The organism is Vibrio lamellibrachiae, from assembly GCF_050337265.1.
GTDB classification, from domain to species: domain Bacteria; phylum Pseudomonadota; class Gammaproteobacteria; order Enterobacterales; family Vibrionaceae; genus Vibrio; species Vibrio kyushuensis.
This window is the reverse complement of the sequence record NZ_JAKJSU010000006.1, coordinates 366,542-392,481: the sequence shown is the minus strand read 5'-3', so window position 1 is coordinate 392,481 and position 25,940 is coordinate 366,542. Positions and strand designations below refer to the sequence as shown.

Here is a 25,940-nt window from a genome sequence, read left to right as displayed (position 1 = left end):
CACACGTTTGTTTATATCTACAAAATAATAATCTACAAAGAAATACCTACGAAAGAAAGCTTAATAGAGTGCCGCTTCCATCTCGCACTCTATTGAGCTTAATATGAATTCATGCGACTACACTCTAAGCAGTGTTACGCTGGCCATGTCTATTATATGAATGGGTATTTTTATAAGTGTTTGGGTCGAAATTAGGGTAAGCCGCACTTCTCATTACGGTAGCGATCGTATTGTAAATTTTGACCCACGCATTTCGAGTTTGATCATCAAACTGATCACCTAATCCCGTCTTCAATGTATAAAGCAGCGCATTCCCCACTGGTGTATAATCATCAACCTTCACACCATAACTTACGTGTTTCGTTGCTAAGCCTTGCAGTACGGGAACGAGCGTATCAAGGTTATCTAACCCTTTCACTGCGAGACCAAGCGTAGTCATCAGTTTTTTACCCTGAGTTTTCATATCCCCTTTGAATAGAACTTTTAGTGACGGGTCGTACTCAAATAACTTGGCATAGAATATCTCTGCAGCTTTGTCGGCGATTGGGGCTACTTTGGCAAAGCTATCTTGAATTAGTTTTTTTTCGACAGCAGTTATCGGCATATTAATTCCTAGCAATGTGACGTTGTTTAAATTAATAATAGAAGCTACTCAGCAACTCACCCAATTTTATTTAGCCGCATTATATTTAGGACAATCAATAAGATGATCATTGACCATGCCTGTCGCCTGCATAAATGCATAACAGATCGTTTCGCCAACAAACTTAAAACCACACTTCTTTAAAAACTTGCTCATCTCTTTTGATGTTTCAGTTGAAGCAGGAACTTGCTCCATTGATGACCATTGATTGGTCAGTGGTTTGCCGTCGACAAACTGCCACAAAGCTTTAGACAAAGAACCGTATTCATTTTGTAATTCAATGGCGGCTCTAGCATTGTTGTAAACCGAAGCAATTTTACCTTTATGCCTAACTATATCGTAGTTTTCTATTATCGACGCAACATTAGACTCATCAAGCTTGGCTAGCTTTTCTAGATCATAATTAAGAAACGCAGCACGATAGCCTTCTCGCTTTTTTAAGATTGTTATCCAGCTTAGCCCTGCTTGTGCCCCTTCCAACGTTATAAACTCAAATAAAATACGATCATCATGAACAGGTCTGCCCCATTCATTATCGTGGTATTCACGTTCTAGGGGGGTATTTATTGCCCATGCGCATGTTGATTCCTTCATTGCTGTTACTCCTTTAAGAAACATTCCTTATTAAAACGCCCCTGAATCATCAGAGGCGCTTTTCATAATACTATTCTAGTGCTGACTCAAAAATAAGTTAAAGCACTAGTGATCTATTGCTGAGGGATTTTTAGCCCATGAAAGATTCGATATAGAACCGGAACAACGATCAGCGTTAGAACAGTTGCAAAACCTAATCCGAACATGATCGTTACTGCCATTGGCTTAAAGAAGATATCAGGCAGCAGTGGAATCATACCAAGTATCGTCGTGATCGCCGCCATACACACTGGACGAACACGACTTAATGCAGCATCGACTACCGCAATATAAGGCTCTTTACCCGACTGCATTTCAATTTCAATCTGATCGAGTAATACAATGCCATTTTTCAATAACATACCAGACAAGCTCAAAAAGCCTAACAGCGCCATAAAGCCAAATGGTGTATTAAGTGCTAATAACCCCGTTGTCACCCCTATTATCGCCAAAGGAACAGTCAACCAAACGATTAACGGCTCTTTAACCGAATTAAATAGGAAAACAGTAATTAAGAACATGAACAGATAGCCAAGTGGCATGGTTGTGAATAGTGAAGCTTGAGCATCACGAGATGACTCATACTCGCCGCCCCATTCAAGAGAATAGCCCGGTGGCATTTCGATCGCTTCAATTTGTGGCATTAGACGCTTTTGTAACGTCGAAGCCGTCTCTTCACCTAGCAAATCAGGATCCGCCATTACCGTTAAAACACGTTTACGGTTCTTACGGACAATAATTGGGTCTTCCCACTGTAACTCGTATCCCAGCGTAACTTGTTGAAGCGGGATATATTCGCTCAGTACTGGGCTCCACATCTTCATGCCTTCAATATTACGAATATCGACTCGTTCATCTTCTGGTAAGCGAGCGACGATAGGCATTAGCGTTGTGCCGTCTCGATAGACACCGACTGATTTCCCAGAGAATGACATTGACAGGAAGTCATCAACATCCGACTTCGTGATACCGTAACGTCTTGCTTGGCTTTCGTTGAACTGCGGCTCTAAAACTTTGGTTCGTTCACGCCAATCATGACGTACGTTCGTGGTATTAGGATCCGCATGCATGATATCGACTACCTGAGCTGCTAGACCTCTCAATATCGTTGGATCGGAGCCAACAACTCGCGCTTCAATTTTTGCGCCACCACCCGGCCCCAATTCAATCTGTTTAAGCTTGTAGTTAATTTCTGGAAAATTATCTTCAACATGTTGACGGAACTTCGCCATCAGATCGTGCAGTGCAGCGTAGTCATCGACACGCGTTGTTATCTCGCCATAACCTGCATAGCTTTTCTCAGGCGCGTAGGTCAGCATAAATCGCTGTAAACCTTTTCCTGCAGTCGTAGTGACATGCTCAACATTGTCTTGCTCAGCAATCCAGCTCTCTAATACTTTGAGTTTGGTATTCGTCGCTCTGATATCCGTCCCTTCCGGCATCCAGATATCTGCTTGGAACATCGGCGTAATAGATGAAGGGAAGAATGACTGTTTAACCATTGTAAAGCCATAAAGGCCCGCTCCTAAACTTACGACAAGAACAGCGACCGTTAACCAAGCACGGTTCATACAAAACTCTAAAAAGTTTTTGTAGATAACAAATACCGCCCCTTTGTACGGGTCGTTATCTTCACCACCTTCTGGCATTTTTTGTCCCTTAAAGAACATATCAGCAAAGAATGGAGTTAGAGAAATAGCCGTAAACCAGCTCAACATTAGTGAGATCAAAAGTACCGTAAATAATGTACCACAATACTCACCTGTTGCATCTTCAGACAGACCAATGGGGGCGAAGGCTGTGACAGCGATGACTGTTGCACCAAGCAAAGGCCATTTGGTCTGTGTAACAATATCTGTCGCCGCTTGGGTTCGGGTCCGGCCTTTTTGGGTCCCTATCAATATTCCCTCTACAACGACAATGGCATTATCCACCAACATCCCTAGGGCTATAACGAGTGCACCAAGTGATATACGCTGTAAATCAATTTTGAAATACTGCATGAAGATGAAAGTACCAAATACTGTCAGCAACAGTATAAGGCCGATAAGGAGACCAGAACGTAAGCCCATAAAGAAAAGAAGGACGATGATAACGATCGCCACAGCCTGCCCTAAGCTTACAACAAAGCCACTAACCGACTTATCGACCTCTTTGGGTTGACTATAAATTTCCGAGATATCAATGCCAACCGGTTGTTGAAACTTCAATTCAGCTAAGCGTCTATCAAACCGTTTTCCAACTTCAACGACATTGACGCCGCTTGCAAACGAAACCCCGACATTCAACGCCACCTCACCATTGAAGTTGATGATGTTGCTTGGTACTTCTTGATAGCCACGACTGATTTCCGCTACATCACGTAAATAGATCAGGCCAGAAGCGCCACTTTCATTGATGATTAAATCACCCAACTGGTCTACATTTTTGAACTCGCCTGTAGGGTGGATGCGAATGTATTCATCGCCAATTCGGACTGCACCTGCATCGGACACAAGGTTTTGAGTAGAGAGTAAATTAAAGACTGTGGTTGGCGCTAATCCAAGACTACTCAATCGCTTCATTGAGATCTCAATAAACACCTGCTCTTGCTGCTGGCCCGATACCGATATTTTGCTGACACCGTCAATAAGCTCAAGCTCTCGCCTTAAGTAATCAACGTAATCCAGTAACTCTTTGTAGCCATATCCTTCGCCTGTAACTGCAAGCAGGATTCCGTAAACATCACCAAAGTCATCAATGACCTGAGGAGAGCTTACCCCGGGGGAAAGAGAGCCTTTGGTGTCATTCACTTTACGGCGCAATTCATCCCATATTTGAGGTAGATCATCTGGACCATAGTTGTTCTTCATGGTGACCGAGATTTGAGACAACCCTCGACTGGATATGGAGTTAACCTCATCAACATAGGTAAGCTGCTGAATCGCTTTTTCAAGGGGATAAGTAACTTCTTCTTCCACTTGCTGCGGTGTCGCTCCAGGGTATTGAGTCACGACCATGGCATCTTTAATTGTAAATGCAGGGTCTTCTAACCGGCCTAGATTAAAAAATGCTGATACGCCACCAATCAGAAATATCAAAGCGATCATCCAACTGATCACGCGGTTCTTTATAAAATAGACAGCGATGCCTTTCTCTTCATCACTTTCTTGTGGCAGAGCCTTATTAGAATCATTCATGAATGGCTACCTCTGAAATCACTTCCACTTTCATTCCTTCTCTTAACCTTGAAAGTCCAGCAATAACCACTTTGTTACTGCTATCAATTCCATCGATCACTTTAAATGAGTCCGACGTTGCCTTGCCCAAAACAACTTTTTGTTTTGATACGGTGCTGTCTTGATTAAGTATCCAAACATACTTATTCGTGCGGTCTAGTCCGTCGCCCTCACCATTAAATACAGCTTCAATTGGAACCGTTGCTCCTACGGACATCCCTCGTCCAATGGTTGACCCACTCGCGGTTACTTCAACCGCCATACCATCTAAAATGTACTCGGTTTCAGGCATAGGCAGTGAAAGCGTAACGGTGAATGTTCCGGTTGATGGATCGGGCTCTGTCGTAAACTCTTTAACCGTTGCAGGATATTCATTACCACTTGGAACACGAACAATCGTTTGAATAGCATCAATAATGTCTCTTGTAGGCTGATTAACGTACAAGCGATCAGGCAGTTGAATCAGTATTTCAACACTTTCTACGCTGTGTATATTAACGATCTGTTGCCCTACTTGGATGTTCTCAAATTGATCAATACTGACTCTTGAGATAATGCCATCGACGGGTGCGCGTAGCTTTGTAAATGATAAACGTAACTTCGCCAGTTCAAGTTCAGCTAACGCTATCCAACGCTGTGCGGCTATTTCATCAAACTGAGATTTCGCCAAAAGCCCTTTTTTAACAAGTGGCTTAGAACGTCTATGCTGACTATCAACCACAGAGAAACGGGCTGAAGCGTTATCAACGTCTAATTGATAGTCCGTTGGATCAATTTGTGCGATAAGCTGACCTTTAGTCACCTTGTCGCCTTCTCGTACATGAAGGTGACTGACTTCACCCGCGACGCGAAAGCTTAAATGAGATCGCTCCGCTGCATTGGCTACCGCCGGAAAATATAGACTGTCACGAACTTGGCTAACTGACAGGTCTGCAACTTTCACTCTCGCAAGCTGACTCACTTTTTCAATGGGCGCTTGCCCACATGCGGTCAATATCGTTGTTAGCGCTAAGAGACAATAACGTAATGATTGTTTCATATTAAAGCCCTCTCTCCTTCACCCATTCGCGAACTTTTATGCCCGCTTCGATACCGCTGACACCGGATATCACAATCTGATCGCCATCGTTTAAACCAGATAGAACTTCTCTCTTATCGTTAAGCTTTACCCTCGCTTTTTCTGTAATTCCATCAGAATTGACTCGCCAAACGTTGGTATTACCATTCGCTTCGAACAGGGCAGAAGAAGGAATTCTCGTCGCACTCCCTGCATCAACAATCGCACGCACACTTCCAGCCATACCAGGAAGAATGCCAACATCTTCTGGTCGCTCCATCACCATGGTGACTTTATATGAGCCAGTTTTATGGTCAGCTTCAGTATCTATTTCCTGAAATAACAATGGGTAAGCGGCACCAGGGAAGGCATCAAATGTCATTGTCACTGTAGGGTTTAAGTTTTGAGCAAAACGATTTAACAAATGGTCAGGAAGCTGAAAAATAACCTTAAGCAATTGATTAGTTTGAATATTCATAATTCCAACCTTATCGCTTACAAACTCAAAATTTTGCGCAGGCACTAACGAAATCGTGCCCTCGTAAGGTGCGATAAGCTTGGTGTAACGAAGGTTTGCATTGGCTTGAGACATCACAGCAGTGGCGGAATTGTGATTAGCTTTGGCTTGATCAAAATCTTGCTCAGAGACGACTTTATCTTTGTGAAGCTTTTTATAGCGTTCGTATTGAACATCTGCCAACAAAAACTGAGCCTTAGCTTGCTTAGCTAACAGTGAGTACTCATCTGGATTTAACGTTGCTAACTGCTCGCCTTTTTTCACCATTTGACCGGCAGTCACATCAATACTTTGTAATTGGCCTGGTACTCTGAAAGTGAGAACAGCTTTATCGCCCGCTTCTGTCGTCGCAGGGAAGTGGCGCTCAAAATGGCTATTACCGACTGATACAGTAAACAGTTTTGCAGGCCGAGATTCCGGCTCAGGAACGGGGGGAAGATCTTTACCGCAACCACTTAAAATTGCGCTAAAGACAACAAGGTGCGCTAATTTTCGCATGCTCTCTATCCATTGGTATCATTTAGTTACAAATGATAGATTAATGCCAAGCTGCATGCCAGTTAATGTTATGTTAATTCATTGAAATTAAATGAATAGAGAGCAGCATTTGATGTTGCTCTCATTATTGATTCAACTGCTTTGGTGGTTCAAAGATTTTTAAACTCACGGTTAACCTTGAAAGCCTCAGAAGTTACATGTGCTTCCATTTTCCCAAGCTTAGTCGCCATACCATCGAAGTCAGCTTCTAAAGTCTTTAATAATTCACTTGCAGACTTCCCTTGCTGCCAAGGCTTACTTTTCAACTTGTGCTCTTGTTGAGTCTTGATATTTTCACTGTAGTTATCTGGTTGTTTCTCTAGCATCAATGTCATTGCAACATAAGCAAGAATCACCAAGAAACTGCCGCCTAAAAGAGCCGCTGAAATGACTAAGATACGAATTAGCCACACTTCGACCGCAAAGTAGTTAGCGAGTCCTGCACAGACACCCGTTAATTTGCTGTTTTGAGTGTCCCTATACAGCTCCTTCTTAGTCATAAGATGATCTCCAATTGGGTGATTCTGCATCTAAAATTCGCTCTAAAGTTACAACGCGAGATTGCAATTTATCCGCTTGGTCTGACAGTTTCTGAATACGTTGATTATCTTCACCTGAAAGCCCAGTGCCCGAGTTTCGTTTGCCTCTGTAATGCAAAACTAGCCACAGAGGAGCGACAAAGACTAAGAAGACCATCAACGGCCCTGCAATTAAAAATGACGACATGTATTTCTCCTATTCTTTGTCTTTAATCTGCTGCTTAAGCTTGGCTAACTCATTTTCAATTTCATCTTGTGCTTGAAGTTCAGCAAACTCTTGATCTAATGACTTAGCGTTACCGCTTTTTGCATACACATCCGCTTCAGCTTCTAACTCATCCACTTTACGTGAGTATTGTTCAAATTTCGCCATCGCTTCATGTGTGCGACTGGTATGAAGATGTTTTTGCACATCACGTCGACTTGTCGCTGTTTGATTACGAATAGCTAACGTCTGCTGCTTCGCACGAGTTTCTAGAATTTTACTTTCTAGCTTGCTTACTTCTCCACCCAGTTTTTCAATGGTGTCTTCAACAAGGACACGCTCAGTTTGTAGCCCCTTCATCATATCTTGCAATTTCTGTTTTTCAATCAGTGCCGCTCTTGCAAGATCTTCGCGCTGCTTAGTTATAGCCAGTGTCGCTTTTTGCTGCCAATCTGTAATTTGATCTTCCATTGCTTCGATTTTACGGACCAAATCTTTCTTATCGGCTAATGCTTTCGCTGAATTGGTTCTCACCTCAACCAAAGTATCTTCCATCTCTTGGATTATGAGGCGAATCATTTTTTCAGGATCTTCAGCCTTATCGAGTAGTGAACTAATGTTTGAATTTACAATATCAGCAAAACGAGAAAAAACGCCCATGATAGATCTCCTATTAAAATAATATGTTGCGCTGCATTTTATGTAGAGTGTATTTCAGCACAAAGGCTCTGTGAGTATGTAAATATACAATCAAGTAATGTGCCAAGTTTAGATCGTTAATATTCAATCACTTAGAAAACGCTCATTATCATAATCATCTATGCTATGATGAAATTAACCTACAGTTGGTATTTTTAACCAACCCCTGTGTATCAACATGGATCTCGTTATGCGTCAAAATTTGATTGGTGAATCACCGGCATTTCTGTCTGTACTCGATAAAGTGTCTCGACTAGCCCCAATAGATAGACCCGTACTGATCATTGGTGAACGAGGAACAGGCAAAGAACTGATTGCTCAGCGATTACACTATTTGTCTCGCCGTTGGGAGCAAAATTTAGTCTCACTAAACTGCGCAACGCTTAGCGAGGGTCTGATTGATTCTGAATTATTTGGTCATGAGTCTGGCTCATTTACTGGTGCAAAAGGTCGTCATCATGGCCGATTCGAGCGAGCAGAAGGGGGAACTCTGTTCTTAGATGAATTGGCGACCGCTCCCCTATCCGTTCAAGAAAAACTACTACGAGTTATTGAATACGGACAATATGAACGTGTGGGTGGCCAAAAGTCTCTCAATGCTAATGTTCGATTGGTTTGCGCGACCAATGCTAATCTTCCTAAACTGGCCGAACAAAATTTGTTTCGTGCAGATCTGCTTGATAGGCTCGCCTTTGATGTGATTCACATACCGCCACTAAGACAACGCCAAGAAGACATCCCACTGCTTGCGGAACATTACGCAATTAAAATGTGCCAAGAGTTAGAATTAGAATATTTTTCAGGCTTCTCACCTAACGCTATGAATGAGCTACTTAACTACGCTTGGCCAGGAAATATACGAGAGCTAAAAAATGTCATTGAGCGTGCTATTTATCAGCATAGCGCTGTCGATGAGCCTGTAGACTCTCTCATTTTCAATCCTTTTGAAAATGCGTGGAGCAATATTGACATTTCTAATGAGCCCCCTATTGATGGCGCTATAATAGATGCTAATAATGGCTCCGAAAACAATGGCTCTGACGACAAGACTTCAAACGATGATAATAATAACCTCCGCTTGCAACGCAGAATCGATTTTCCGGTTGATTATAAAAAATGGCAAGAGACACAGGATATCGAATTGTTAACCCTTGCATTAAATGAGGCACAATTTAATCAGCGTAAAGCCGCTGAGCTATTAGGCTTGAGCTATCATCAATTAAGAGGCATGGTCAGAAAATATGACCTAATTGGACAAAACGAACAATAACCTCGGGCATTCAACTGTTTTCAGTTGGTTTGAATGAACAAAAAATGGTAAATTGTTGAGATCTTACGGCAAAATATCAGGCTTGATGTTGCCTATTACCTCAATAAAGTTCTTTCTATGAAAGCTTTCTTACGACTTACATTTGGATTCTTTAGCCTAAGCCTATTAATAGGCTGTGGCGATGAGCTCGATCACAACAAAATCAGACAAAGTGGTTTCATCTTTTGTGGGCAAGGCAGCTTACAAACGTTTAACCCCCAATTAGTTGATAGTGGAATTACATCAGAGGCTTTAAGCCCTCAGATATTCGATACACTCGTCGTTCTCGATCCTGATACTCATCAGCCTATTTCAAGCCTTGCATCTAAATGGTCAGTCAATAAATCACGAACTGAGTATACGTTTGATCTCCAAACAAACGTGCAATTTCAGAGCACAAGTTGGTTTACTCCGACGCGCCCTTTGAATGCTCACGACGTCGTATTCAGTTTCCGACGAATAATCGATTCGACTCATCCGTATCACTATGTTGGCAATGGCCAATACCCTTGGTTTACTGGTATCGATTTTCAAAATTTATTGATTGATGTTCAAGCATTGTCATCTCATAAAGTAAAATTCACTTTAAGTCGACCTGACAACACTTTTCTATCTAACATAGCAACAAGTCATGCTGTGATTCACTCGCTTGAGTACGCTACACAGCTCGAGCATAGCGATAATAAAAGGCAGCTTGATAGTCTACCTATTGGCTCTGGACCATTTTTCCTAGATGAATACCAAGTAAATGATCTAGTGCGCTTACGTCGACACGATAATTACTGGAATGGCCCCGCAAAGCTTGAACAGGTTGTGTTTGATATATCTCATAGGGGAACTGGTACATTTGCTAAGCTTCTTCGTAATGAATGTGATGTACTTAGCTCACCGCTTTCAAGCCAAATCCCAGTGATTGAGCAACAAGAGGAGCTTGTCTTAACCGCAAAGCCAGCCATGAACGTTGCCTATATTGCTGTAAACACTCTCCACCCTGCTTTAAATGATACCCGTGTGCGTAAAGCGCTCAACTTTGCGATCAACCGAAAGAATATCCTGGACTCTGTTTATTATGGAACAGGAAGTCTGGCCTACACGCTACTTCCACCAACATCGTGGGCTTATCAAAAAGACAGTATTCAAGTACGTTATGACCGTAACTATGCCATTGCATTGTTACGTGACGCAGGCTATGAATCAGGTCTTGAGCTTACTATGTCAGTGCCTCTTGAAAGTAAAGCGTACAATCCTAGCCCAAGAAAAACGGCAGAGCTTATTCAAGCAAACCTTGCTGACGTAGGCATTACCCTTCGCCTTGTCACTGAAGACCGTTTTAATCGTAATGATGCCTCTGGAAGAAGTAGCATTGACCTTTTCCTCACGGGTTGGTTTGGTGTAACTGGCGATCCAGATAACTTCCTAAGACCTCTGCTTTCATGTGACTCTGAGCGCGCAGGGTTAAATATTTCTATGTGGTGTAACGCCGATTTCGACTTCCTGCTTGACTTAGCCCTTGAGGTCGATAAACCGCGTTATCGCACTAATTTATACAAACAAGCACAAAACATTTTGAATGAAGAGTTCCCAGTGATACCTCTGGCTCACGGCATGCAATTCCAAGTTCACCATAATTCATTATCCGGTTTAAAATTTAGCCCGTTTAATGTCCCTCCCTTCAATGACGTTGAGAGGGTACGTTAATGTTTTTATATACACTGCGACGCCTTAATCTGTTTTTCATTACATTGATGTTGTTAACCATCATCGGTTTTAGCATAGTACGCCTAGATTCAATGTCTCCTTGGGCGCATCTCGATTTTTGGAGTGGTTGGTTGAGTTACCTTGGTGAGTTAATTCAACTTAACTTCGGTCATAATCGAAATGGTATCGCAATCATTGACGAACTCATTATCGTCTTCCCAGCGACATTGGAGCTGTGTTTTGTTGCTTTTATTATCTCTATGTTCATTGGTATACCTTTAGGTACTATTGCCGGAATGAGGCAAGGTAAGTGGGTTGATACCGTCATCTCTTTCACTTCAATGACAGGCTATTCAGCACCACTATTCTGGGTCGCCTTATTGCTCATTATGGTTTTCTCACTGCACTATCAAGTTCTGCCCATCTCAGGTCGTTACGATCTACTTTATCAAGTAAACCATGTCACCGGCTTTGCACTGATTGATGCGTTTCTTACTGAGGGGAAATACCGCGCCCACACCGTTCAAAGTGTATTAGAGCACATGATCCTTCCCTGCTTAGTGTTAGCTCTTGCACCGACAACACAAGTTGTCAGCTTAATGAGGACATCGGTTGCAGAAGTAATGGGTGAAAACTATATCCGTGCAGCTCGAATACGAGGGCTTGTAAACTGGGAAATTATTACTAAACATGTGTTAAGAAATGCTATCCCTCCAATCGTACCTAAAATTGGAGTTCAGCTTTCAAGCATGCTTACTCTAGCCATCATTACTGAATCAATCTTTAACTGGCCCGGTATCGGCCGTTGGTTACTCGATGCATTGGCCAATCAAGATTACGCCTCAATTCAAGCCGGGGTGATTGTCGTCGCTACGCTGGTTTTAACTGCAAATATTGTTTCCGACTTGATTGGAGCTATGGTTAACCCACTAGTGAGAAAGGACTGGTATGCTAACAAATAACATTTATCAAGAAGAGCATATCCCTACACAGTTTGAGCGATTCTGGCACAGCTTTCGTTCTAATAGCCTAGCGATGTTTGGCCTATGGTGTTTAGTCCTCATTATTTTGATTACCCTCTTGGCTCCGCTGATCACACCACATGATCCGCAAGCACAATCCGGGCACCTTCTTATTCCGCCATCATGGAACCCAGCAGGCACTGTCGAGTATTTTTTAGGGACAGATGATCTAGGTCGAGATATTCTTTCACGCCTGATTAAAGGCTCACAACTGACATTCGGTGCGGCAATTATTATAACCGCTATCGCCGCCAGTATTGGCTGTGTGATTGGTATATTGGCCGGAATGACTAGAGGATTGCTATCAAGCACTCTTAATCATTTGCTTGATACGATCATGTCCATTCCATCACTACTGTTAGCTATCATCTTTGTCGCGTTTCTTGGTTTCGGCGAATTTAATATTCTTCTGGCTATCTGTCTTGCTCTAATTCCCCGGTTTATTCGTTCCGTTTACATCGCAGTACACAATGAGATTGAAAAAGATTACATCATGGCTGCTCGTCTTGATGGTGCTAACGACTTTTATCTACTGTGGAATTCAATATTGCCAAACATCCTTGTCATTATTGCCACTGAAGTGACCTATGCATTATCAATAGCGATTCTTGATATTACTGCCCTAGGTTTCTTAGGCCTTGGCGCACAAGCTCCCAGTTCAGAGTGGGGAGCAATACTAGGTGATTCTGTAGAGCTCATTTATCTCGCTCCATGGACTGTTACCCTACCCGGTCTTGCAATCATGGTGACGGTTATCATTGTTAACCTAGTCGGTGATGGCGTCCGCCAAGCTCTTAATGCGGGGACTGAATAATGCCATTATTAGATATTCGACATCTAACCATTGAGATTAATACCCCACAAGGTCTAGTTAAGGCCGTTGATCGCATGAGCCTTACCTTGAACGAAGGTGAAATACGAGGCTTGGTGGGTGAATCAGGTTCTGGGAAAAGTCTTGTAGCAAAAGCGATTGTTGGCGTGTGTAAGGATAACTGGAACGTTACAGCGGATCGAATGCGCTTTGGTAATATTGACCTTCTTCAATTAACACCAAAAGAAAGGCGAAAGGTAATTGCTCGCGATATTGCGATGATTTTTCAAGAACCCTCTACCTGTCTTGACCCTTCAGAAAAAGTGGGCAACCAATTGACTGAATCCATCCCATCCGATTCATTTTCAGGACGGTGGTGGGAGCGCTTAAAGTGGCGTAAAAAACAAGCGGCAGCCCTGCTACATAAAGTCGGTATCAAAGATCATAAAAGCTTAATGGACAGCTACCCGTACGAGCTTACCGATGGTGAATGTCAAAAAGTGATGATCGCAATGGCGATAGCGACTAAGCCAAAAATCTTGATTGCCGATGAACCAACAAATGATCTCGACCCCATTACTCAATCACAAATATTACGTTTGCTTAGTCGAATGAATCAGGTCAATAACACGACCATTATGCTTGTAGGCCATGACTTAACGACCATCACTCAATGGGCAACACGTATTACTGTTATGTACTGTGGTCAATCTGTAGAGTCGGCCGATACTAAGAAAATACTCTCAGCGCCAAAACACCCTTATACGTCCGCTTTACTTAAAGCGGTCCCCGATTTTAGTGACTGGATCCCTCATAAGCAGAAGCTTCAATCATTACCGGGATCTATTCCTCCATTACAACACCTTCCAATTGGTTGTCGACTTGGCCCACGATGCCCTTACGCGCAAAAGCAATGTGTAAAAATACCGCAGACACGTAGAATTAAGCACCACAAATTTGCTTGCCACTTCCCTCTGAACATGGAGAAAAAGTCATGAGTGCCTTATTAGAAGTTAACGGGCTAAAAAAGGACTTTGTCACCCGTTCAGGTCTATTTAGAAGAAAGGTTCAACACGCAGTAAAGCCGGTTAGCTTCTCGTTAGATGCAGGGCAAACCATTGGGTTTATTGGACAAAATGGCTCCGGAAAGTCTACGCTCGCTCGTATGCTTTCGGGTATGGTCGAACCTACTTCGGGTGATATCCGGGTCAATGGAGAGCTGTTAGAACACAAAGATTACTCGACGCGCTGTAAGCTTATACGGATGATCTTCCAAGATCCGAACACCTCTTTAAATCCAAGAATTCAAATTGGCCATATCTTGGAAGGGCCACTAAAGCGTAATACGAGCATGCCGCCAGATGCGCGGATGAAAAGAGTAAAAGAAACATTAAGACGCGTTGGACTGCTTCCTGAGCACGCCTATTTCTACCCTCAAATGCTTGCTACAGGCCAGAAGCAACGTGTGTGCTTGGCAAGAGCTCTTATTCTTCAACCATCGATTATCGTCGCTGACGAAGCGCTTAACGGGTTGGATATGGCAATGAGATCGCAGATAATTAATCTGTTCTTGGAGCTGCAAGAGGAGATGGGAGTATCGTTTGTTTATGTATCGCAGCATATTGGTATTGTGAAACACATTACCGATAAAGTGATGGTGATGCATGAGGGAAATGTGGTTGAATCAGGAGACACACAGAAAGTACTTTGTAACCCACAACACCAGATTACTCAGCGTATGATCGAAAGCCACTTTAATAAGGCGCCGTGTTTTAAGTAATTGAGATGTCACGGAGGTAGCACCAATTTGTGCGTTCTCCGTGACGGAAGCTTTCGCTTTACTTAACGCTTTGCTGCTTGTTTCTTTAACTCAAAATCAAATTCATCAGGAAAGACGATTACGCCCTCTTCTTTTTCATTTGGGAACACAACGATTGAAAGCTCATCATCTTCCAGCCCTTGCGTCCAACGGCTATGCCATTTATTGATTGAAATTGCTTCCGCTTTACACTCTTTCCAATCGTCTGTAGCCCAAGCTGTAGCGAACTCTTCATTCGGCCAAACTGGTACACAATCGTCTTCTTCCGTATTAAGCATCACACAGCCATGTTCGTCAGTCAGGATCCATACTTGTCGATTTGAGACAATCTCTTTGATGCAATAGTTAAAACGTTTTTCATCGTTATAGTTGTTGATCGTCGAGATTTGATCTGCATTTAGAGCTGTTGTTGTCATATTTTATTCCTCAGCTTTGTCTACGCTATTTGTTCTAGGTTTTTACACCGAAGTAATAAAAACGCCCACAGACAATGTCTGCGGGCGCTTGAAAAATTCGTTTTGAATTATACTAATTCAGCTTGTAGCCAAGGCCAGCCTTGTTTCTTACGGCTAAGAGTATTTTCCATCATTAGTAAGCCTTCTTTCTCATGCTTCACTAATTTTTCAGCCCACTCACCTTTGTAAAGAAGACGAGTTTGAGCCGTTGTGATGTCAGTCAGCATTACCGCAGCAAATGCTAGCCCATCGTTCTGACAACGCGCTTCAAGATCGGCTTCTAGCGCTTCAATCATGCCATCAACTTGATCTAGAGTTGCTAGTTCAACTTGACCAACAACAACGTCACGACCGTTAAATGGGTAGCCTTTCAGGTCTTTTTCTACTAGTTCAGCAGCAGACAAACCTTCGATGTTTGTTTTTGCGATTAGAAGGTCTTTGATGAATGAATCAACATCTTGTACGTCTGCAATTTCAGCAAGCTCGGCAACTGCATCTCTATCTTTTTGAGTGCATGTTGGAGAAGCAAAACCAACAGTGTCAGAAAGAATTGCCGACATCATTAATTTAGCAATCTGTTGAGAGATTGAATGGCCTTCAATCTTAAACATGTTGAATAGAACTGTGTTTGTACAACCTACAGGCCAGATCCAAGCTTCCATTGGGTTAACGGTCATCACGTCACCTAGACGGTGGTGATCGACAATACCTAAAATCTCAGCGTCTGCAACATCGTCAGGTGCCTGTGCAAGATCAGAGTAGTCTACTAGCCAGATTTTTTCGCCCGCTACAGAAGTACGTAGTTCCGGAGATACTGCATCAGCAACATTTAGAATGTGCTGAGTTTCGCGGTTGATTTCGCCTTGGCGAATTGGCATAGCTTCAAGACCACGAGACTTTAGTAGCTCTGTTGCTACTAGTGCACTACAAATACTATCACTATCTGGGTTCTTATGACCGACAACTAGAATCATCTTTCTTCCTGTACATTTAGTTTATTCACCCTTCAATGGGGCGAGATTGCTCACAAAGGCGTTACTTTACCTGATTTAAAAAATTTGTCATTCCTTAACGCTTCATTCCCCGAGCGATTCTATCTTTGTAACTCGATCTACTTTTCTGTACATTTCATCCCCATCACGAGATTTTTCGTCTAAACTTTGACAAAGAATAGAGGGAATTTCATGCGCAATTGTCTGTTATCTTTTACATTCTTCATCTTATCCCTATCACCGCCCGCCTTAGCTACCGTTCGAGTCATTCATGCGACCCAAGCCACTTGGCCACCTTATGTATTTGATAATCGTAATTCAGGATTGGCAGTAGATATCGTCCAAGCTGCGTACTCAGCACAAAATTACCATGTTGAATTGGAAGTGAAGCCTTGGCTTCGAGCGCTAAAAGAGGTGAATAAGAAGCAAAAAGATGTGCTAATTGCCCTCTGGTGGTCAGACTCTCGCACAGGGTTACTTGCATATAGCGTCCCTTACCTCATGGTTCACTTAAAGTTTATTGTTCTTAAAGAAAATGCTTTTAATTACAGCGATTTTTCTTCACTCACTGGTATGAAAATAGGCGTTATTGAAGACCATGGTTATGGTAGTAAATTCAATCAATCCACCTATTTTGATAGGCTCGTCGAGCCTGATTTAGAAACCAACATTCGTAAACTTAAAGCAAAACGTATCGACGCTATTTTGGCTGATGAAAGAGCATTTAATTATACAATTCGAAAGCTAGGTTTAAAAAACAACGACTTTCATTTCGTACATCGTAGCTTGATGATCAAACCTATTCACTTAGCGATCAGTGAAAACCACCCGAATAAAGACAAATTGTTGGTTCAGTTTATGATTGGGTTACACACTATTAAAGAAAATGGCATGTATGACCGCTTATTAGAAAAGTATCGTTAGCATTAACCAAGCACTTTTCTGGTAACGAACTAAAAAACAGATGCGCCACTATTGATAATGATTCTCATTTGCATATAATAAGAATCATTATCAATTGCGGATCTTAGTCATGAATACATTCAATCTTACGAGCAACTTTCCGTCCTGGCTCTCTTTTACCCAGTTTCGTCTTACATATAAACGCTTAATTCTGCCCATTGCGTTACTTGCTCTATTAGCATCAGAAACAACACGTGAAATTACCGTTTCAACACTATCCGATGCTTTCTGGGCAGTGTCCTGTTACGTTGCATTTACTCTCGCAATTTATCATTACTTATCAAGTTACATGGGTAAAAACAGTGCGCTCGTAAAACTCTACACGCGCTCTAGAACACATCAAGTTTTCTTTGCATCACTTCTAGGCGCATTACCGGGTTGCGGCGGAGCAATCGTAGTCACAACGCAGTTCATTAGTGGACGAGTTGGGTTTGGTGCCATTGTCGCCGTTTTAACATCAACAATGGGCGACGCTGCGTTTCTTTTGCTAGCAAGCAAACCAGACGTTGGATTAAGCGTTGTCGTTCTTGGCATTGCTGTAGGCTGCATTTCAGGTTGGGTCGTTAATCAATTCCATGCCGATGACTTCTTAAGACCTAAGACCTCTCCTAAAAAAATCGACAGTGAGTGCGCTCGTAAAGCGACTCAAGAAGCCTCAACAGACAATTCATTTGAAAAGAAAGCGATCAATCTACAAGGCATCTTTTGGAAAGTCTTACTGGTTCCGGCAACGATTATCGCAGCGCTTGGCTCATTTCAAGTCGATATAAACCAACTATTTACACTACCCGAAGCCACAATCGAGTGGTTAGGAACCGGATTCATCATTCTCAGCATGTTTTTATGGTCTTTAACCAAAGAATTAAAAGACTACCAGTCGACGGTATCTGAGGATCAGAAGTTTTCAGGGTCTCATCCAATTCAAAAAGCGGCGCAAGATACTAACTTTGTCACCGCGTGGGTAATCGTTGCATTTCTACTATTCGAACTGACGACCTTTTTCGCCCAAATCGATATTTCTCAAATGGTATCGGGTTGGGGTGTATGGATGCCACTTGTAGGACTGGCCGTTGGGATTCTCCCCGGGTGTGGTCCTCAAATACTCATCACTAGCTTGTATATCTCTGGTGCCGTACCTTTATCAACACAGCTAGCAAATTCAATATCAAACGATGGCGATGCGTTATTTCCAGCAATAGCATTAGCACCCAAAGCAGCACTGGTTGCAACACTCTATTCTGTTATACCTGCTTTCTTTGTCGGCTATGGGTACTACTTTCTATTTGAATAAAATGGAATTTTTAGAAACGCTCATTAACTCGCAGTGATAATGGCACGACTACTAAGCCCTTTTTCTAAATTGACTTCAAGAATCTGCAAGGGTTCAGAAGTGAGTTTCTTTCCACTCCAGTAGTCATACCAATAAACAGGTCGATTTGAGGTCAAGGTGATCTCTTTTTGCTCCGACTGGTAATTGAATAAGCAGTGAAGATCATTTCTCTCTGTGATAGGTAAAAATGCATGGGTTAACGACAAAGAAGTAAACTTTGCCGCATTTTGATTATGTTTCTGTCTGAGTACGAGCTTTGTTAGGCTTGATTTAGCAAAAGGAGTTAGCTCTGGAAGCGGGTCACCGGAAAGTAACAAACCACCACTCGCAAGTAACGCTGTACGATGAAATTCATAACTCTGTCGCTCTGTTGATTGGTTAGCTAACGACACAAATGTCGCGCAGTCTGGATCGATATGCCACAATTTTCGATGCTGCCAACTGCGGAAGAAGGTTTCTTTTGCAATCTGATTAAAGCGATCCGCTGAACGCTCAACGTCATCCGACACTCTCATCGCATCAACCAAACCAAGTGATGGCCACATTGGCGCATTACACCCTAATAACCAGGCTTCGCCCGCCCCTTTTTCGATTGCTTCCATACCCATTCGATACGCTTGAACACCGGTCACACCCGATTGATAGCGCTTACCTTTTAATGTACCCCAGTAGTTCGCATCAAGCTTAAACAGCTCAACCCCCCATTCTTCACGCATAGTTCGAACGACATAGGTTAAGTGTTCTTGTACTTCGGGATGTGACGTATCCAGGATATACCACGGTGTACAGCGCCAACCGCCATAAGTAACATCTTCAGCTTTGAGGTGTTCACCAGATTCATGCTGCACAAACCAATCAGGGTGCTGCTTAAATATCAGGGATTCAGGTTGAGCGATAAAAGGAGCTAACCAGATAGCTGGCTTCTTACCTTTCTTAATAATATCTTGGATCAAAGGCTTAATACCGTTTGAGAATTTTTTGGACGGAGTAAGCCAATCGCCCATAAAAGCCTGATACCCATCATCGAGTAGTACCCATTCCAGATACTCCAAATCGTCTTGCATTGAGAGCAAGTTACGCTTGATATTTTCTTCTGTCACCGCCGCATAGTAGGCATACCAAGAGCACCATCCAATGGGAGACTTTTGCAGTAACGTGCTTTTTACTGGATGGTGATTGCTGATTAATTGGGTAAACTCCTCAAGTAGCAATGCTAACGACGGGCCACTCAACACAGCGACAGATTCTAGTCGCTGACTATCCCAATCAAGCGGATAACTTTGCTCTCCATCAATGTTGGCCACAATGACACGTTGATCTTCATTTTCTACTATTTGGAAAAAACCTGCGAAACGGTGGCAACTCGTAAAACCAAGCAAGGTATAGCCTGTTGATTCTTCGATCACCATGTAGTTGTAATAACGTTTAGGGTCAGTTTTGGAATAGATTCGGTAACTTGAGTTATTATCAGGGCAACGTCCAACGTCTATTGGACTCTCACTCGTTCCTGACGTTTGGGCTAACATTTGGAAACCATCGCCCAATAAGGTCGCTGATAACTCAAATTCAAATGGCATAGTAAAAAGACGGTACTCACTCGATATCTCGTTATTATGGATACCAATAAAACGAAACGTAAGCTCTTGATTAGCCAATGATACCGATAAGTCGTTATTTAAAACGGAGACTTCTCGTTGGCAAGCCAATGTAATAATCTGCGCCATACGGTAACTTAACCTCTCAGTAGCAGTGGTAGATCTCAGTTCTAGTGATAAATACTCTCACCACAGTTCAAAATATCTTATCGAATTTACTATCTATTTGGATTTTAATACAAAAATGCCAACCCTGTCGGATTGGCATTAGTTTTTTGCTGGAAGCAGTAAGTTATTAGCTTACTTCTATCGGTCCACCGAACGATGTTACGGGCGGTACTTTCCCTGTGAACTTCTCAAAATCGACTTGGCAGGTATTAGCTGACGTTGCCTGAGCAAGCTCTGATGTTGGAATATCCTGAGTTAGCGTATTTGGATCGCCATAGGTATCCAATGCTCCAACTTTTTCATTAATCGGGCCGTACCAAGCACCTTCTTCAATACGAACAACACCCGGTGCGTAGCTATCCATCAATACAGCGCCCGCTAACAGCTGGCCACGGTCATTGAACACTCGAACTATATCGCCATCTTTAATGCCTTTTTTCTTCGCATCAGTCGGGTTGATATAGATTGGCTCACGACCTTTCACAGCGTAAGTTGCACGGAACTCTTCCGATTCACACATCTGCGAGTGCAAACGCTTATCTGGGTGGCATGATTGCAACCAGTATGGGTGTTTATCTGAACCCGGACCACCGTGTGAACGTTCTGATTTTTCAAACCACATAGGGTGATTCTGACACTTGTCATACCCCATATTGCCGATGGTGCGGCTAGAGATCTCTATAAACCCAGATGGTGTACCCAGCGCATTGATTTCAGGATCCTCACGGAATGCAGCATGACGTGTCCATGGTTTACCTTTACCGAAATCAAGGAAGCCTTTCTCCCAGAATTCTTCAAACTCAGGCATTTCAAACGCGCCTTCATTTGCTTTGCGGCAATCATTATACAAAGAGCGTACCCATTGCATTTCATCCATACCGCGTGTGTAGTCATCATGACGTCCCCAACGGCGAGTTAGGTTTCTCATAATGTCAAAGTCAGATTTTGACTGGAACAGTGGGTCCACCAACTTCTGCATCGCGATTAAGCCACGACCTGAATATGAACCATAACCATCGATGTCATTACGCTCCCATTGCGTACACGCAGGCAGAACAATATCTGAATGACGACACGTTGCTGTCCAAGCAAAGTCAACCGCTACAACAGTTTGTAAGCTCTTAAATGCTTGACGCATCTTGTTGCGATCTTGATGGTGATGCCATGGGTTGTTACCACTAAACACCATCATTTTGATATCAGGAAGCGTAACCGTTGAGCCATTGGCTTTAATCTTTTTACCCGGTTCAAGTAGGCTATCTACCCAACGAGCAACAGGGATCACTCGGCTATAACCATTAAAGTCATTGTTAGTATACTTAGGCTCTTGTCCTTGATCGATATTCAACGGGAATGAGCCTGGTGATCCAAAACCAGTCGAAGAAACACCGATACCAGAATAGTGGTGGCCGTAAGAAATACCACCGCCCGGTAAGCCAATCTGACCTACCATTGCCGCGAGTACTGCACACATCCAGTACGGCTGCTCACCGTGCTCTTGACGCTGAATACTCCAACCAACCATGATTTGAGTGCGGCCATTAACAAGCATGTGTGCGAATTTGCGGATTTTCTCAGCGCTAGCACCACAAATCTTCGCCGCCCATTCCGGTGTTTTTTCAACTTTGTCTTTCGTTTCGCCTTGTACATACTGAATGAAGTCGTCAAAACCTAAGCAGTAAGTATCAATGAACTTTTGATCATGTAAGCCTTCGTTATAAAGGACATGAGCAACGCCCAGCATGAAAGGAACGTCTGTTTGTGGGTTAATGTACATCTGATCGCTTTCAAGGAAGCGACCTGTTTTATTTTGTACAGGGTCGACAGAAATAACGTTAATCTCGTTTTTCGCGACTTTTTCTTTTAACTGCTCTAGATATTCAAATGACTCATGCGTTTCACAGTTCCAGCCAACCTGAAGGTTTTTAACGGGATCGTTACCCCACATGATGATGTTGTCACTGTTCTCTAAAATCAGCTCCCAAGACGTGCCTTGAGCATAAACTTCAGTTGAACCCAATACGTAAGGAAGAATTGTTTGACCAGCACCCGTTGAGTAGTCGCCAATTTTCTTCACTGAGTTACCATGAAGACCCATTGCTCGCATCATATGGTTAGTACAGCTATGGAACTGACCCGTTTGACGCCAACCCGTTTGACCGGTGTGAAGTGCCCAAGGACCGTAATCCTTTTGTACTCGCTCAAGTTCACGATAAACAAGATCTAAAGCTTCATCCCACGTAACACGTACGAAACGGTTATTACCACGGGTATCGGCACTGTATTTATGCTTCTTAAGCCAATCAAGGCGAACCATAGGGTAACGAACACGTGAAGGGCTATAGATGATGCCCTTAATGCCGTTAAGCATGTCTGTTGGGTGCTTATCTAACTCTAATGGTTTTATCTCTTGTACTTTACCTGCATAGACACGGGCTCTAAATGCGCCCCAGTGAGAACCAGATACTCTCCAAGTTCCCTCTGTATCAGCAGCCATAGCTGAAGTCGATGCTAACAAGCTAGGACCGATAAGCGATGCTGCACTCGTTGTTGCGACGCCTTTTAGAAAACTTCTTCTTGAAATTGCCATTTTAATACTCCAATTGACGTCGATTAATGCTCGCCTTCAGCGAAATCTGATGAATGCTTTTGTAGGTACTTAAGCACGAGTGCTTCTGTATCTGTATCAAAGTTTACGAACGCTATCATTCCATCAAGCATGCCTACCCATCCGTTAGCACTGAAGTGCGCTTCTTCTGGTTGAGAGTGACAAGTTGAACAGTTGCTTGTGTAAGCCGCTTCTGCAGCGTTCCAGATAGGTGTGTAATCGGAAAGCATTGACTCTTTCTTCATCCAAAGCGATAGGCTCACTTCTTCCCAAGGCAGGCCGGTTAACTCATCTTCTTTCTTCTCACCAACTGCAATGACGTCACTTTGAGAAACTTCACGAGTGAGAATGGCAGTAGAGATGTTCATACCAAAATCTTCTTGGATAACACGACCGAAGCCTTTTGCCTTACGCCAACCGTCAATCTGAACCTCTATCATGTCGCCGCGTTCACCAATGATTGAAACTTCACTTGCAGGACTTAATAAACCAGCTTCAGTCGCTGCCGTTTGATCCGTGTATAACGGCAAGTGACGAATCGAGACAACGTCGTTACCATTTGAATAACGAGTGCTGCTAGCAATTTGTTCTAGATCACCAACAATACCGCTCGCTGCCGCCATATCTTGTGGAAGGTGGTGTGCAATGCCTTTATGACAATCAACACAACTTTGGTCACGCTCAGCTGCTTGTGACATTTGAATACGAGCTGTTGGAGACATCTGTTCGAAATCCATCGACTCGTAAGCGTGACAGTTTTTACACTCCAAAGAGCCATTTGCTGAGAATCGGTCCCACTCATGTCGGGCCAATTCTAAACGTCGTGCTTCGAATTTTTCAGGTGTTCCTAAATCGCCAAAAATTTGAGCAAACACTTCTTTAGAAGCCTGCATTTTACGAGCAATTTTAGCGGTCCATTCATGTGGCACGTGACAATCTGGACATGTCGCTCTTACACCAGAACTATTTTTCCAGTGCGCTGTTTCTTGTAATTCAACATACACATTTTCACTCATGGTATGACACCCAATACAAAACTCTTCGGTATTGGTTGCTTCTAATGCGGTGTTAAAACCACCCCAGAAAATCACACCAGCGATGAAGCCACCCATAGTGAGTACGCCTAAGCTGATATGTACTGCTGGGCGTGTCATGGTACGCCACAGTCTTACAATCGTTGATTTCATGTTTCGCTCTCTTAAAAAATTCTAATCAAAAAGTGGGTTGTGACGAAATTAACCGTGCATACCAGGAGGACCAAGGAAGAAGATTTGAAGCATCCAAACGATGAATCCATACCCGCCAACAAAGGCGACACTTAAGACTGGGAAGAGGATTACAGTAATAAAAAGGAATGACTTCCATTCCAACGTGCGTTTTTCTACGCCGCCAACATTATTAACATCACTCATACATTTACCTGCGTTTTATTTGGTTATTTCTAAAGGCTCAATTTATTGAGCTGCTTATTTTTAGCATTTCTTAGATGAAATTTTAGTTCACCACGAACGTTACATTCAATGAGAACTACACTTGAAAGCTTATTAATCAACACTTTCTTGAGCTCATCCAGAGATGTGTTTGATTAACATTCCATGTGTAAAATTATGAACAAATATGACAAATTGTACATGTTGCAGAAGAGTTAATTTCAAACTATTTGATAACAAGCTTAATTGTAAGAACGAAGAAAAAAATTAAAGCGGGAATTCGATTGAGTGTAAATCCACTCTTCTAGGGTACAATTGTGGGTGAATTATTAGGAGCGCACATGGATTCAATTGTTGATATTTCTACTTGGCAACTCGCGTTATTTAGCTTAACCCTCGCCATCCCCTTTGCAATTAACCATTATTATCAGCTTGAGCTCGCAAGCGATATGCTCATGGGTGTTGGAAGAATGACTTTGCAACTCATCGCCATCGGCGCCTACCTAGAATATTTATTTCATCTCAATAGCTTATTGATTAACCTAATATGGATCGGCTTGATGATTGTCATCGGTTCACTCTCAATCATCAACAAAGCTAACCTGTCTTATCGGTATCTATTTCTACCAGTCAGTACTGGTTTGATAGTCGGTTTATCGCCGTTATTAGCTCTAATCTGTATCGCGCTTATTCAGCCTACTCCCGTTTATAACGCTCAGTATTTAATCCCCCTAGCTGGTATGCTTCTAGGCAATAGTTTGAGTGGTAACATCGTTGCTTTGCAGAATCTATTTTCAGCGTACGAAGACAGAAAAGAAGAATATCAAGGTGCTATCTGTTTGGGGGCCTCTCCCATTTATGCCTCAATGCCATTTTTGAGAAATGCGATACAAAAGTCCTTTGCGCCTATTTTAGCCTCTATGATAACAACGGGACTTGTCACGCTTCCAGGAATGATGACGGGGCAAATTCTGGGCGGCGTTGAGCCTATGACAGCGATTAAGTATCAACTTCTCATTATGATAGCGATTTTCGTTATGATGAGTATTTCGGTAACACTGTCGCTACGATTAACTTTGAACAGTGTGATTAATCCGCTGGGACGGATATTAGTGAACACAGCAAACTAGGCTTCTTCTTAGCTAGTTTTTAAAATGAAATTGGCCTTCTGTTTGAAATTCGAAACGACATTTTCGATTACAATTCATCCAACTACGCACTTTAAAAACACGTTATCCACAGAAAATGTGGATAACCCTACAAGGAATATGAAACAACTATAATAGTTAAACCAATCAGTAATTTATTCTTAACATTTTTAGTAAATGATCGAACAAAAGTACGCCAATTTGGTTCTATTTAACACTTCTTGTGTTCGCTGTTTGCAGTGATAGGAATGCTTGCTTACTGTGTATGGAATAGCATAAAAAGGATAACACGATGAAATACTCTCAAGAAAATCTCGCTGAACTAAATCTGTTACTTCAATTTGACATCGGCAGCGCATCTACTGGTATCAAAGTTCGTCAAGATGCCTCTAACGACGTTCAAGATGCTGTTAGTCGTCTATTCAAGAAAGGGTTATGCACCTTACCAGATGGCGGTTACCTTACTGACGAAGGTATTGAAACTGCAGAAAAAGTAGATAAAATTCTTCGCATACTTAATGCTTAGCATTGAGTAACTCTTCAC

24 protein-coding genes are annotated in these 25,940 nt (G+C 42.6%); 10 read left to right on the top strand and 14 right to left on the bottom strand.

Going from position 1 to position 25,940, the window contains the following annotated elements:
• Positions 1 to 124: 124 nt before the first annotated feature.
• From L4C54_RS10935 to pspA, 8 genes are all read right to left on the bottom strand, one after another.
• Entirely contained in the window at positions 125 to 604 is a 480-nt protein-coding gene (locus tag L4C54_RS10935; RefSeq protein WP_428808193.1) for a globin family protein, read from the bottom strand.
• 66 nt (positions 605 to 670) lie between these two features.
• Entirely contained in the window at positions 671 to 1,237 is a 567-nt protein-coding gene (locus tag L4C54_RS10930) for a DNA-3-methyladenine glycosylase I (RefSeq protein ID WP_428808192.1), read from the bottom strand.
• A 113-nt stretch (positions 1,238 to 1,350) separates the two neighbouring features.
• A complete protein-coding gene (locus L4C54_RS10925) occupies positions 1,351 to 4,455 on the bottom strand; it encodes an efflux RND transporter permease subunit (RefSeq protein ID WP_428802295.1) in 3,105 nt (1,034 codons plus the stop codon).
• A complete protein-coding gene (locus tag L4C54_RS10920; protein ID WP_428802296.1) occupies positions 4,448 to 5,533 on the bottom strand; it encodes an efflux RND transporter periplasmic adaptor subunit in 1,086 nt (361 codons plus the stop codon). Before L4C54_RS10920 ends, L4C54_RS10925 begins: the two co-directional genes overlap by 8 nt.
• Before the next feature lies 1 nt (position 5,534).
• Positions 5,535 to 6,566, bottom strand: coding sequence for an efflux RND transporter periplasmic adaptor subunit (locus L4C54_RS10915; protein WP_428808191.1), 1,032 nt, complete (start codon positions 6,564 to 6,566; stop codon positions 5,535 to 5,537).
• Positions 6,567 to 6,715: 149 nt separating this feature from the next.
• Complete coding sequence (pspC, locus tag L4C54_RS10910; RefSeq protein WP_428802298.1) at positions 6,716 to 7,105, bottom strand: envelope stress response membrane protein PspC; 390 nt, start codon at positions 7,103 to 7,105, stop codon at positions 6,716 to 6,718.
• Positions 7,098 to 7,331 carry an envelope stress response membrane protein PspB gene (gene pspB / locus L4C54_RS10905; protein ID WP_428808190.1) on the bottom strand — a complete coding sequence of 78 codons (234 nt, stop codon included), beginning with the start codon at positions 7,329 to 7,331 and terminating at the stop codon, positions 7,098 to 7,100. The genes pspC and pspB overlap by 8 nt, the downstream gene beginning before the upstream one ends.
• A 9-nt stretch (positions 7,332 to 7,340) precedes the next feature.
• On the bottom strand, positions 7,341 to 8,009 hold the full coding sequence (gene pspA, locus L4C54_RS10900) for a phage shock protein PspA (protein ID WP_428802300.1): 669 nt from the start codon (positions 8,007 to 8,009) through the stop codon (positions 7,341 to 7,343).
• 217 nt (positions 8,010 to 8,226) lie between these two features.
• Between pspA and pspF the strand changes: the two genes are divergently transcribed.
• The 6 genes from pspF to L4C54_RS10870 all read left to right on the top strand — a co-directional run bounded on the left by pspF (position 8,227) and on the right by L4C54_RS10870 (position 14,668).
• The gene (gene pspF / locus L4C54_RS10895) at positions 8,227 to 9,318 is read left to right on the top strand and encodes a phage shock protein operon transcriptional activator (protein ID WP_428808189.1); all 1,092 of its coding nucleotides are present in this window, start codon (positions 8,227 to 8,229) and stop codon (positions 9,316 to 9,318) included.
• A 117-nt stretch (positions 9,319 to 9,435) separates the two neighbouring features.
• Entirely contained in the window at positions 9,436 to 11,055 is a 1,620-nt protein-coding gene (locus tag L4C54_RS10890; protein ID WP_428808188.1) for an ABC transporter substrate-binding protein, read from the top strand.
• Positions 11,055 to 12,017 carry an ABC transporter permease gene (locus L4C54_RS10885; protein WP_428808187.1) on the top strand — a complete coding sequence of 321 codons (963 nt, stop codon included), beginning with the start codon at positions 11,055 to 11,057 and terminating at the stop codon, positions 12,015 to 12,017. Before L4C54_RS10890 ends, L4C54_RS10885 begins: the two co-directional genes overlap by 1 nt.
• Positions 12,004 to 12,891: a putrescine export ABC transporter permease SapC gene (sapC, locus tag L4C54_RS10880; protein WP_428802304.1), complete on the top strand. Its 888-nt coding sequence runs from the start codon at positions 12,004 to 12,006 to the stop codon at positions 12,889 to 12,891. The genes L4C54_RS10885 and sapC overlap by 14 nt, the downstream gene beginning before the upstream one ends.
• Positions 12,891 to 13,886, top strand: a complete 996-nt coding sequence (locus tag L4C54_RS10875) for a peptide ABC transporter ATP-binding protein (protein WP_428802305.1) — start codon at positions 12,891 to 12,893, stop codon at positions 13,884 to 13,886. The genes sapC and L4C54_RS10875 overlap by 1 nt, the downstream gene beginning before the upstream one ends.
• Complete coding sequence (locus tag L4C54_RS10870) at positions 13,883 to 14,668, top strand: peptide ABC transporter ATP-binding protein (RefSeq protein ID WP_428808186.1); 786 nt, start codon at positions 13,883 to 13,885, stop codon at positions 14,666 to 14,668. Before L4C54_RS10875 ends, L4C54_RS10870 begins: the two co-directional genes overlap by 4 nt.
• Positions 14,669 to 14,730: 62 nt before the next feature.
• On the opposite strand, the gene L4C54_RS10865 is transcribed toward L4C54_RS10870, so the two are convergent.
• Together L4C54_RS10865 and L4C54_RS10860 are read right to left on the bottom strand one after the other, a co-directional pair.
• Positions 14,731 to 15,123 (bottom strand): DUF2750 domain-containing protein, encoded by a 393-nt coding sequence (locus L4C54_RS10865; protein ID WP_428808185.1) that lies wholly within the window; start codon positions 15,121 to 15,123, stop codon positions 14,731 to 14,733.
• A gap of 107 nt (positions 15,124 to 15,230) precedes the next feature.
• Complete coding sequence (locus tag L4C54_RS10860) at positions 15,231 to 16,136, bottom strand: manganese-dependent inorganic pyrophosphatase (RefSeq protein WP_428802311.1); 906 nt, start codon at positions 16,134 to 16,136, stop codon at positions 15,231 to 15,233.
• Positions 16,137 to 16,346: 210 nt separating this feature from the next.
• On the opposite strand from L4C54_RS10860, the gene L4C54_RS10855 reads away from it, so the two are divergent.
• The gene (locus L4C54_RS10855) at positions 16,347 to 17,078 is read left to right on the top strand and encodes a transporter substrate-binding domain-containing protein (RefSeq protein WP_428802312.1); all 732 of its coding nucleotides are present in this window, start codon (positions 16,347 to 16,349) and stop codon (positions 17,076 to 17,078) included.
• Positions 17,079 to 17,187: 109 nt separating this feature from the next.
• Positions 17,188 to 18,408: a putative manganese transporter gene (locus L4C54_RS10850; RefSeq protein ID WP_428808184.1), complete on the top strand. Its 1,221-nt coding sequence runs from the start codon at positions 17,188 to 17,190 to the stop codon at positions 18,406 to 18,408.
• Positions 18,409 to 18,431: 23 nt separating this feature from the next.
• On the opposite strand, the gene L4C54_RS10845 is transcribed toward L4C54_RS10850, so the two are convergent.
• From L4C54_RS10845 to torE, 4 genes are all read right to left on the bottom strand, one after another.
• On the bottom strand, positions 18,432 to 20,171 hold the full coding sequence (locus L4C54_RS10845) for a glycoside hydrolase family 36 protein (RefSeq protein WP_428808183.1): 1,740 nt from the start codon (positions 20,169 to 20,171) through the stop codon (positions 18,432 to 18,434).
• 166 nt (positions 20,172 to 20,337) lie between these two features.
• Complete coding sequence (gene torA, locus L4C54_RS10840; protein WP_428808182.1) at positions 20,338 to 22,800, bottom strand: trimethylamine-N-oxide reductase TorA; 2,463 nt, start codon at positions 22,798 to 22,800, stop codon at positions 20,338 to 20,340.
• Between the two features lie 23 nt (positions 22,801 to 22,823).
• Positions 22,824 to 24,005: a pentaheme c-type cytochrome TorC gene (gene torC, locus L4C54_RS10835; protein WP_428808181.1), complete on the bottom strand. Its 1,182-nt coding sequence runs from the start codon at positions 24,003 to 24,005 to the stop codon at positions 22,824 to 22,826.
• 48 nt (positions 24,006 to 24,053) lie between these two features.
• Positions 24,054 to 24,230 (bottom strand): trimethylamine N-oxide reductase system protein TorE, encoded by a 177-nt coding sequence (gene torE, locus L4C54_RS10830; RefSeq protein WP_428808180.1) that lies wholly within the window; start codon positions 24,228 to 24,230, stop codon positions 24,054 to 24,056.
• Between the two features lie 359 nt (positions 24,231 to 24,589).
• Between torE and L4C54_RS10825 the strand changes: the two genes are divergently transcribed.
• Together L4C54_RS10825 and L4C54_RS10820 are read left to right on the top strand one after the other, a co-directional pair.
• Positions 24,590 to 25,378 (top strand): ABC transporter permease, encoded by a 789-nt coding sequence (locus L4C54_RS10825; RefSeq protein WP_428808179.1) that lies wholly within the window; start codon positions 24,590 to 24,592, stop codon positions 25,376 to 25,378.
• Positions 25,379 to 25,688: 310 nt separating this feature from the next.
• Complete coding sequence (locus L4C54_RS10820; protein WP_428808178.1) at positions 25,689 to 25,922, top strand: TIGR02647 family protein; 234 nt, start codon at positions 25,689 to 25,691, stop codon at positions 25,920 to 25,922.
• The last annotated feature ends 18 nt before the right edge of the window (positions 25,923 to 25,940 follow it).

Coding starts and splice junctions, on each gene's coding strand:
- L4C54_RS10935 (WP_428808193.1), bottom strand. CDS start 604: ATGCCGATAACTGCTGTCGAAAAAAAACTAATTCAAGATAGCTTTGCC.
- L4C54_RS10930 (WP_428808192.1), bottom strand. CDS start 1,237: ATGAAGGAATCAACATGCGCATGGGCAATAAATACCCCCCTAGAACGT.
- L4C54_RS10925 (WP_428802295.1), bottom strand. CDS start 4,455: ATGAATGATTCTAATAAGGCTCTGCCACAAGAAAGTGATGAAGAGAAA.
- L4C54_RS10920 (WP_428802296.1), bottom strand. CDS start 5,533: ATGAAACAATCATTACGTTATTGTCTCTTAGCGCTAACAACGATATTG.
- L4C54_RS10915 (WP_428808191.1), bottom strand. CDS start 6,566: ATGCGAAAATTAGCGCACCTTGTTGTCTTTAGCGCAATTTTAAGTGGT.
- pspC (WP_428802298.1), bottom strand. CDS start 7,105: ATGACTAAGAAGGAGCTGTATAGGGACACTCAAAACAGCAAATTAACG.
- pspB (WP_428808190.1), bottom strand. CDS start 7,331: ATGTCGTCATTTTTAATTGCAGGGCCGTTGATGGTCTTCTTAGTCTTT.
- pspA (WP_428802300.1), bottom strand. CDS start 8,009: ATGGGCGTTTTTTCTCGTTTTGCTGATATTGTAAATTCAAACATTAGT.
- pspF (WP_428808189.1), top strand. CDS start 8,227: ATGGATCTCGTTATGCGTCAAAATTTGATTGGTGAATCACCGGCATTT.
- L4C54_RS10890 (WP_428808188.1), top strand. CDS start 9,436: ATGAAAGCTTTCTTACGACTTACATTTGGATTCTTTAGCCTAAGCCTA.
- L4C54_RS10885 (WP_428808187.1), top strand. CDS start 11,055: ATGTTTTTATATACACTGCGACGCCTTAATCTGTTTTTCATTACATTG.
- sapC (WP_428802304.1), top strand. CDS start 12,004: ATGCTAACAAATAACATTTATCAAGAAGAGCATATCCCTACACAGTTT.
- L4C54_RS10875 (WP_428802305.1), top strand. CDS start 12,891: ATGCCATTATTAGATATTCGACATCTAACCATTGAGATTAATACCCCA.
- L4C54_RS10870 (WP_428808186.1), top strand. CDS start 13,883: ATGAGTGCCTTATTAGAAGTTAACGGGCTAAAAAAGGACTTTGTCACC.
- L4C54_RS10865 (WP_428808185.1), bottom strand. CDS start 15,123: ATGACAACAACAGCTCTAAATGCAGATCAAATCTCGACGATCAACAAC.
- L4C54_RS10860 (WP_428802311.1), bottom strand. CDS start 16,136: ATGATTCTAGTTGTCGGTCATAAGAACCCAGATAGTGATAGTATTTGT.
- L4C54_RS10855 (WP_428802312.1), top strand. CDS start 16,347: ATGCGCAATTGTCTGTTATCTTTTACATTCTTCATCTTATCCCTATCA.
- L4C54_RS10850 (WP_428808184.1), top strand. CDS start 17,188: ATGAATACATTCAATCTTACGAGCAACTTTCCGTCCTGGCTCTCTTTT.
- L4C54_RS10845 (WP_428808183.1), bottom strand. CDS start 20,171: ATGGCGCAGATTATTACATTGGCTTGCCAACGAGAAGTCTCCGTTTTA.
- torA (WP_428808182.1), bottom strand. CDS start 22,800: ATGGCAATTTCAAGAAGAAGTTTTCTAAAAGGCGTCGCAACAACGAGT.
- torC (WP_428808181.1), bottom strand. CDS start 24,005: ATGAAATCAACGATTGTAAGACTGTGGCGTACCATGACACGCCCAGCA.
- torE (WP_428808180.1), bottom strand. CDS start 24,230: ATGAGTGATGTTAATAATGTTGGCGGCGTAGAAAAACGCACGTTGGAA.
- L4C54_RS10825 (WP_428808179.1), top strand. CDS start 24,590: ATGGATTCAATTGTTGATATTTCTACTTGGCAACTCGCGTTATTTAGC.
- L4C54_RS10820 (WP_428808178.1), top strand. CDS start 25,689: ATGAAATACTCTCAAGAAAATCTCGCTGAACTAAATCTGTTACTTCAA.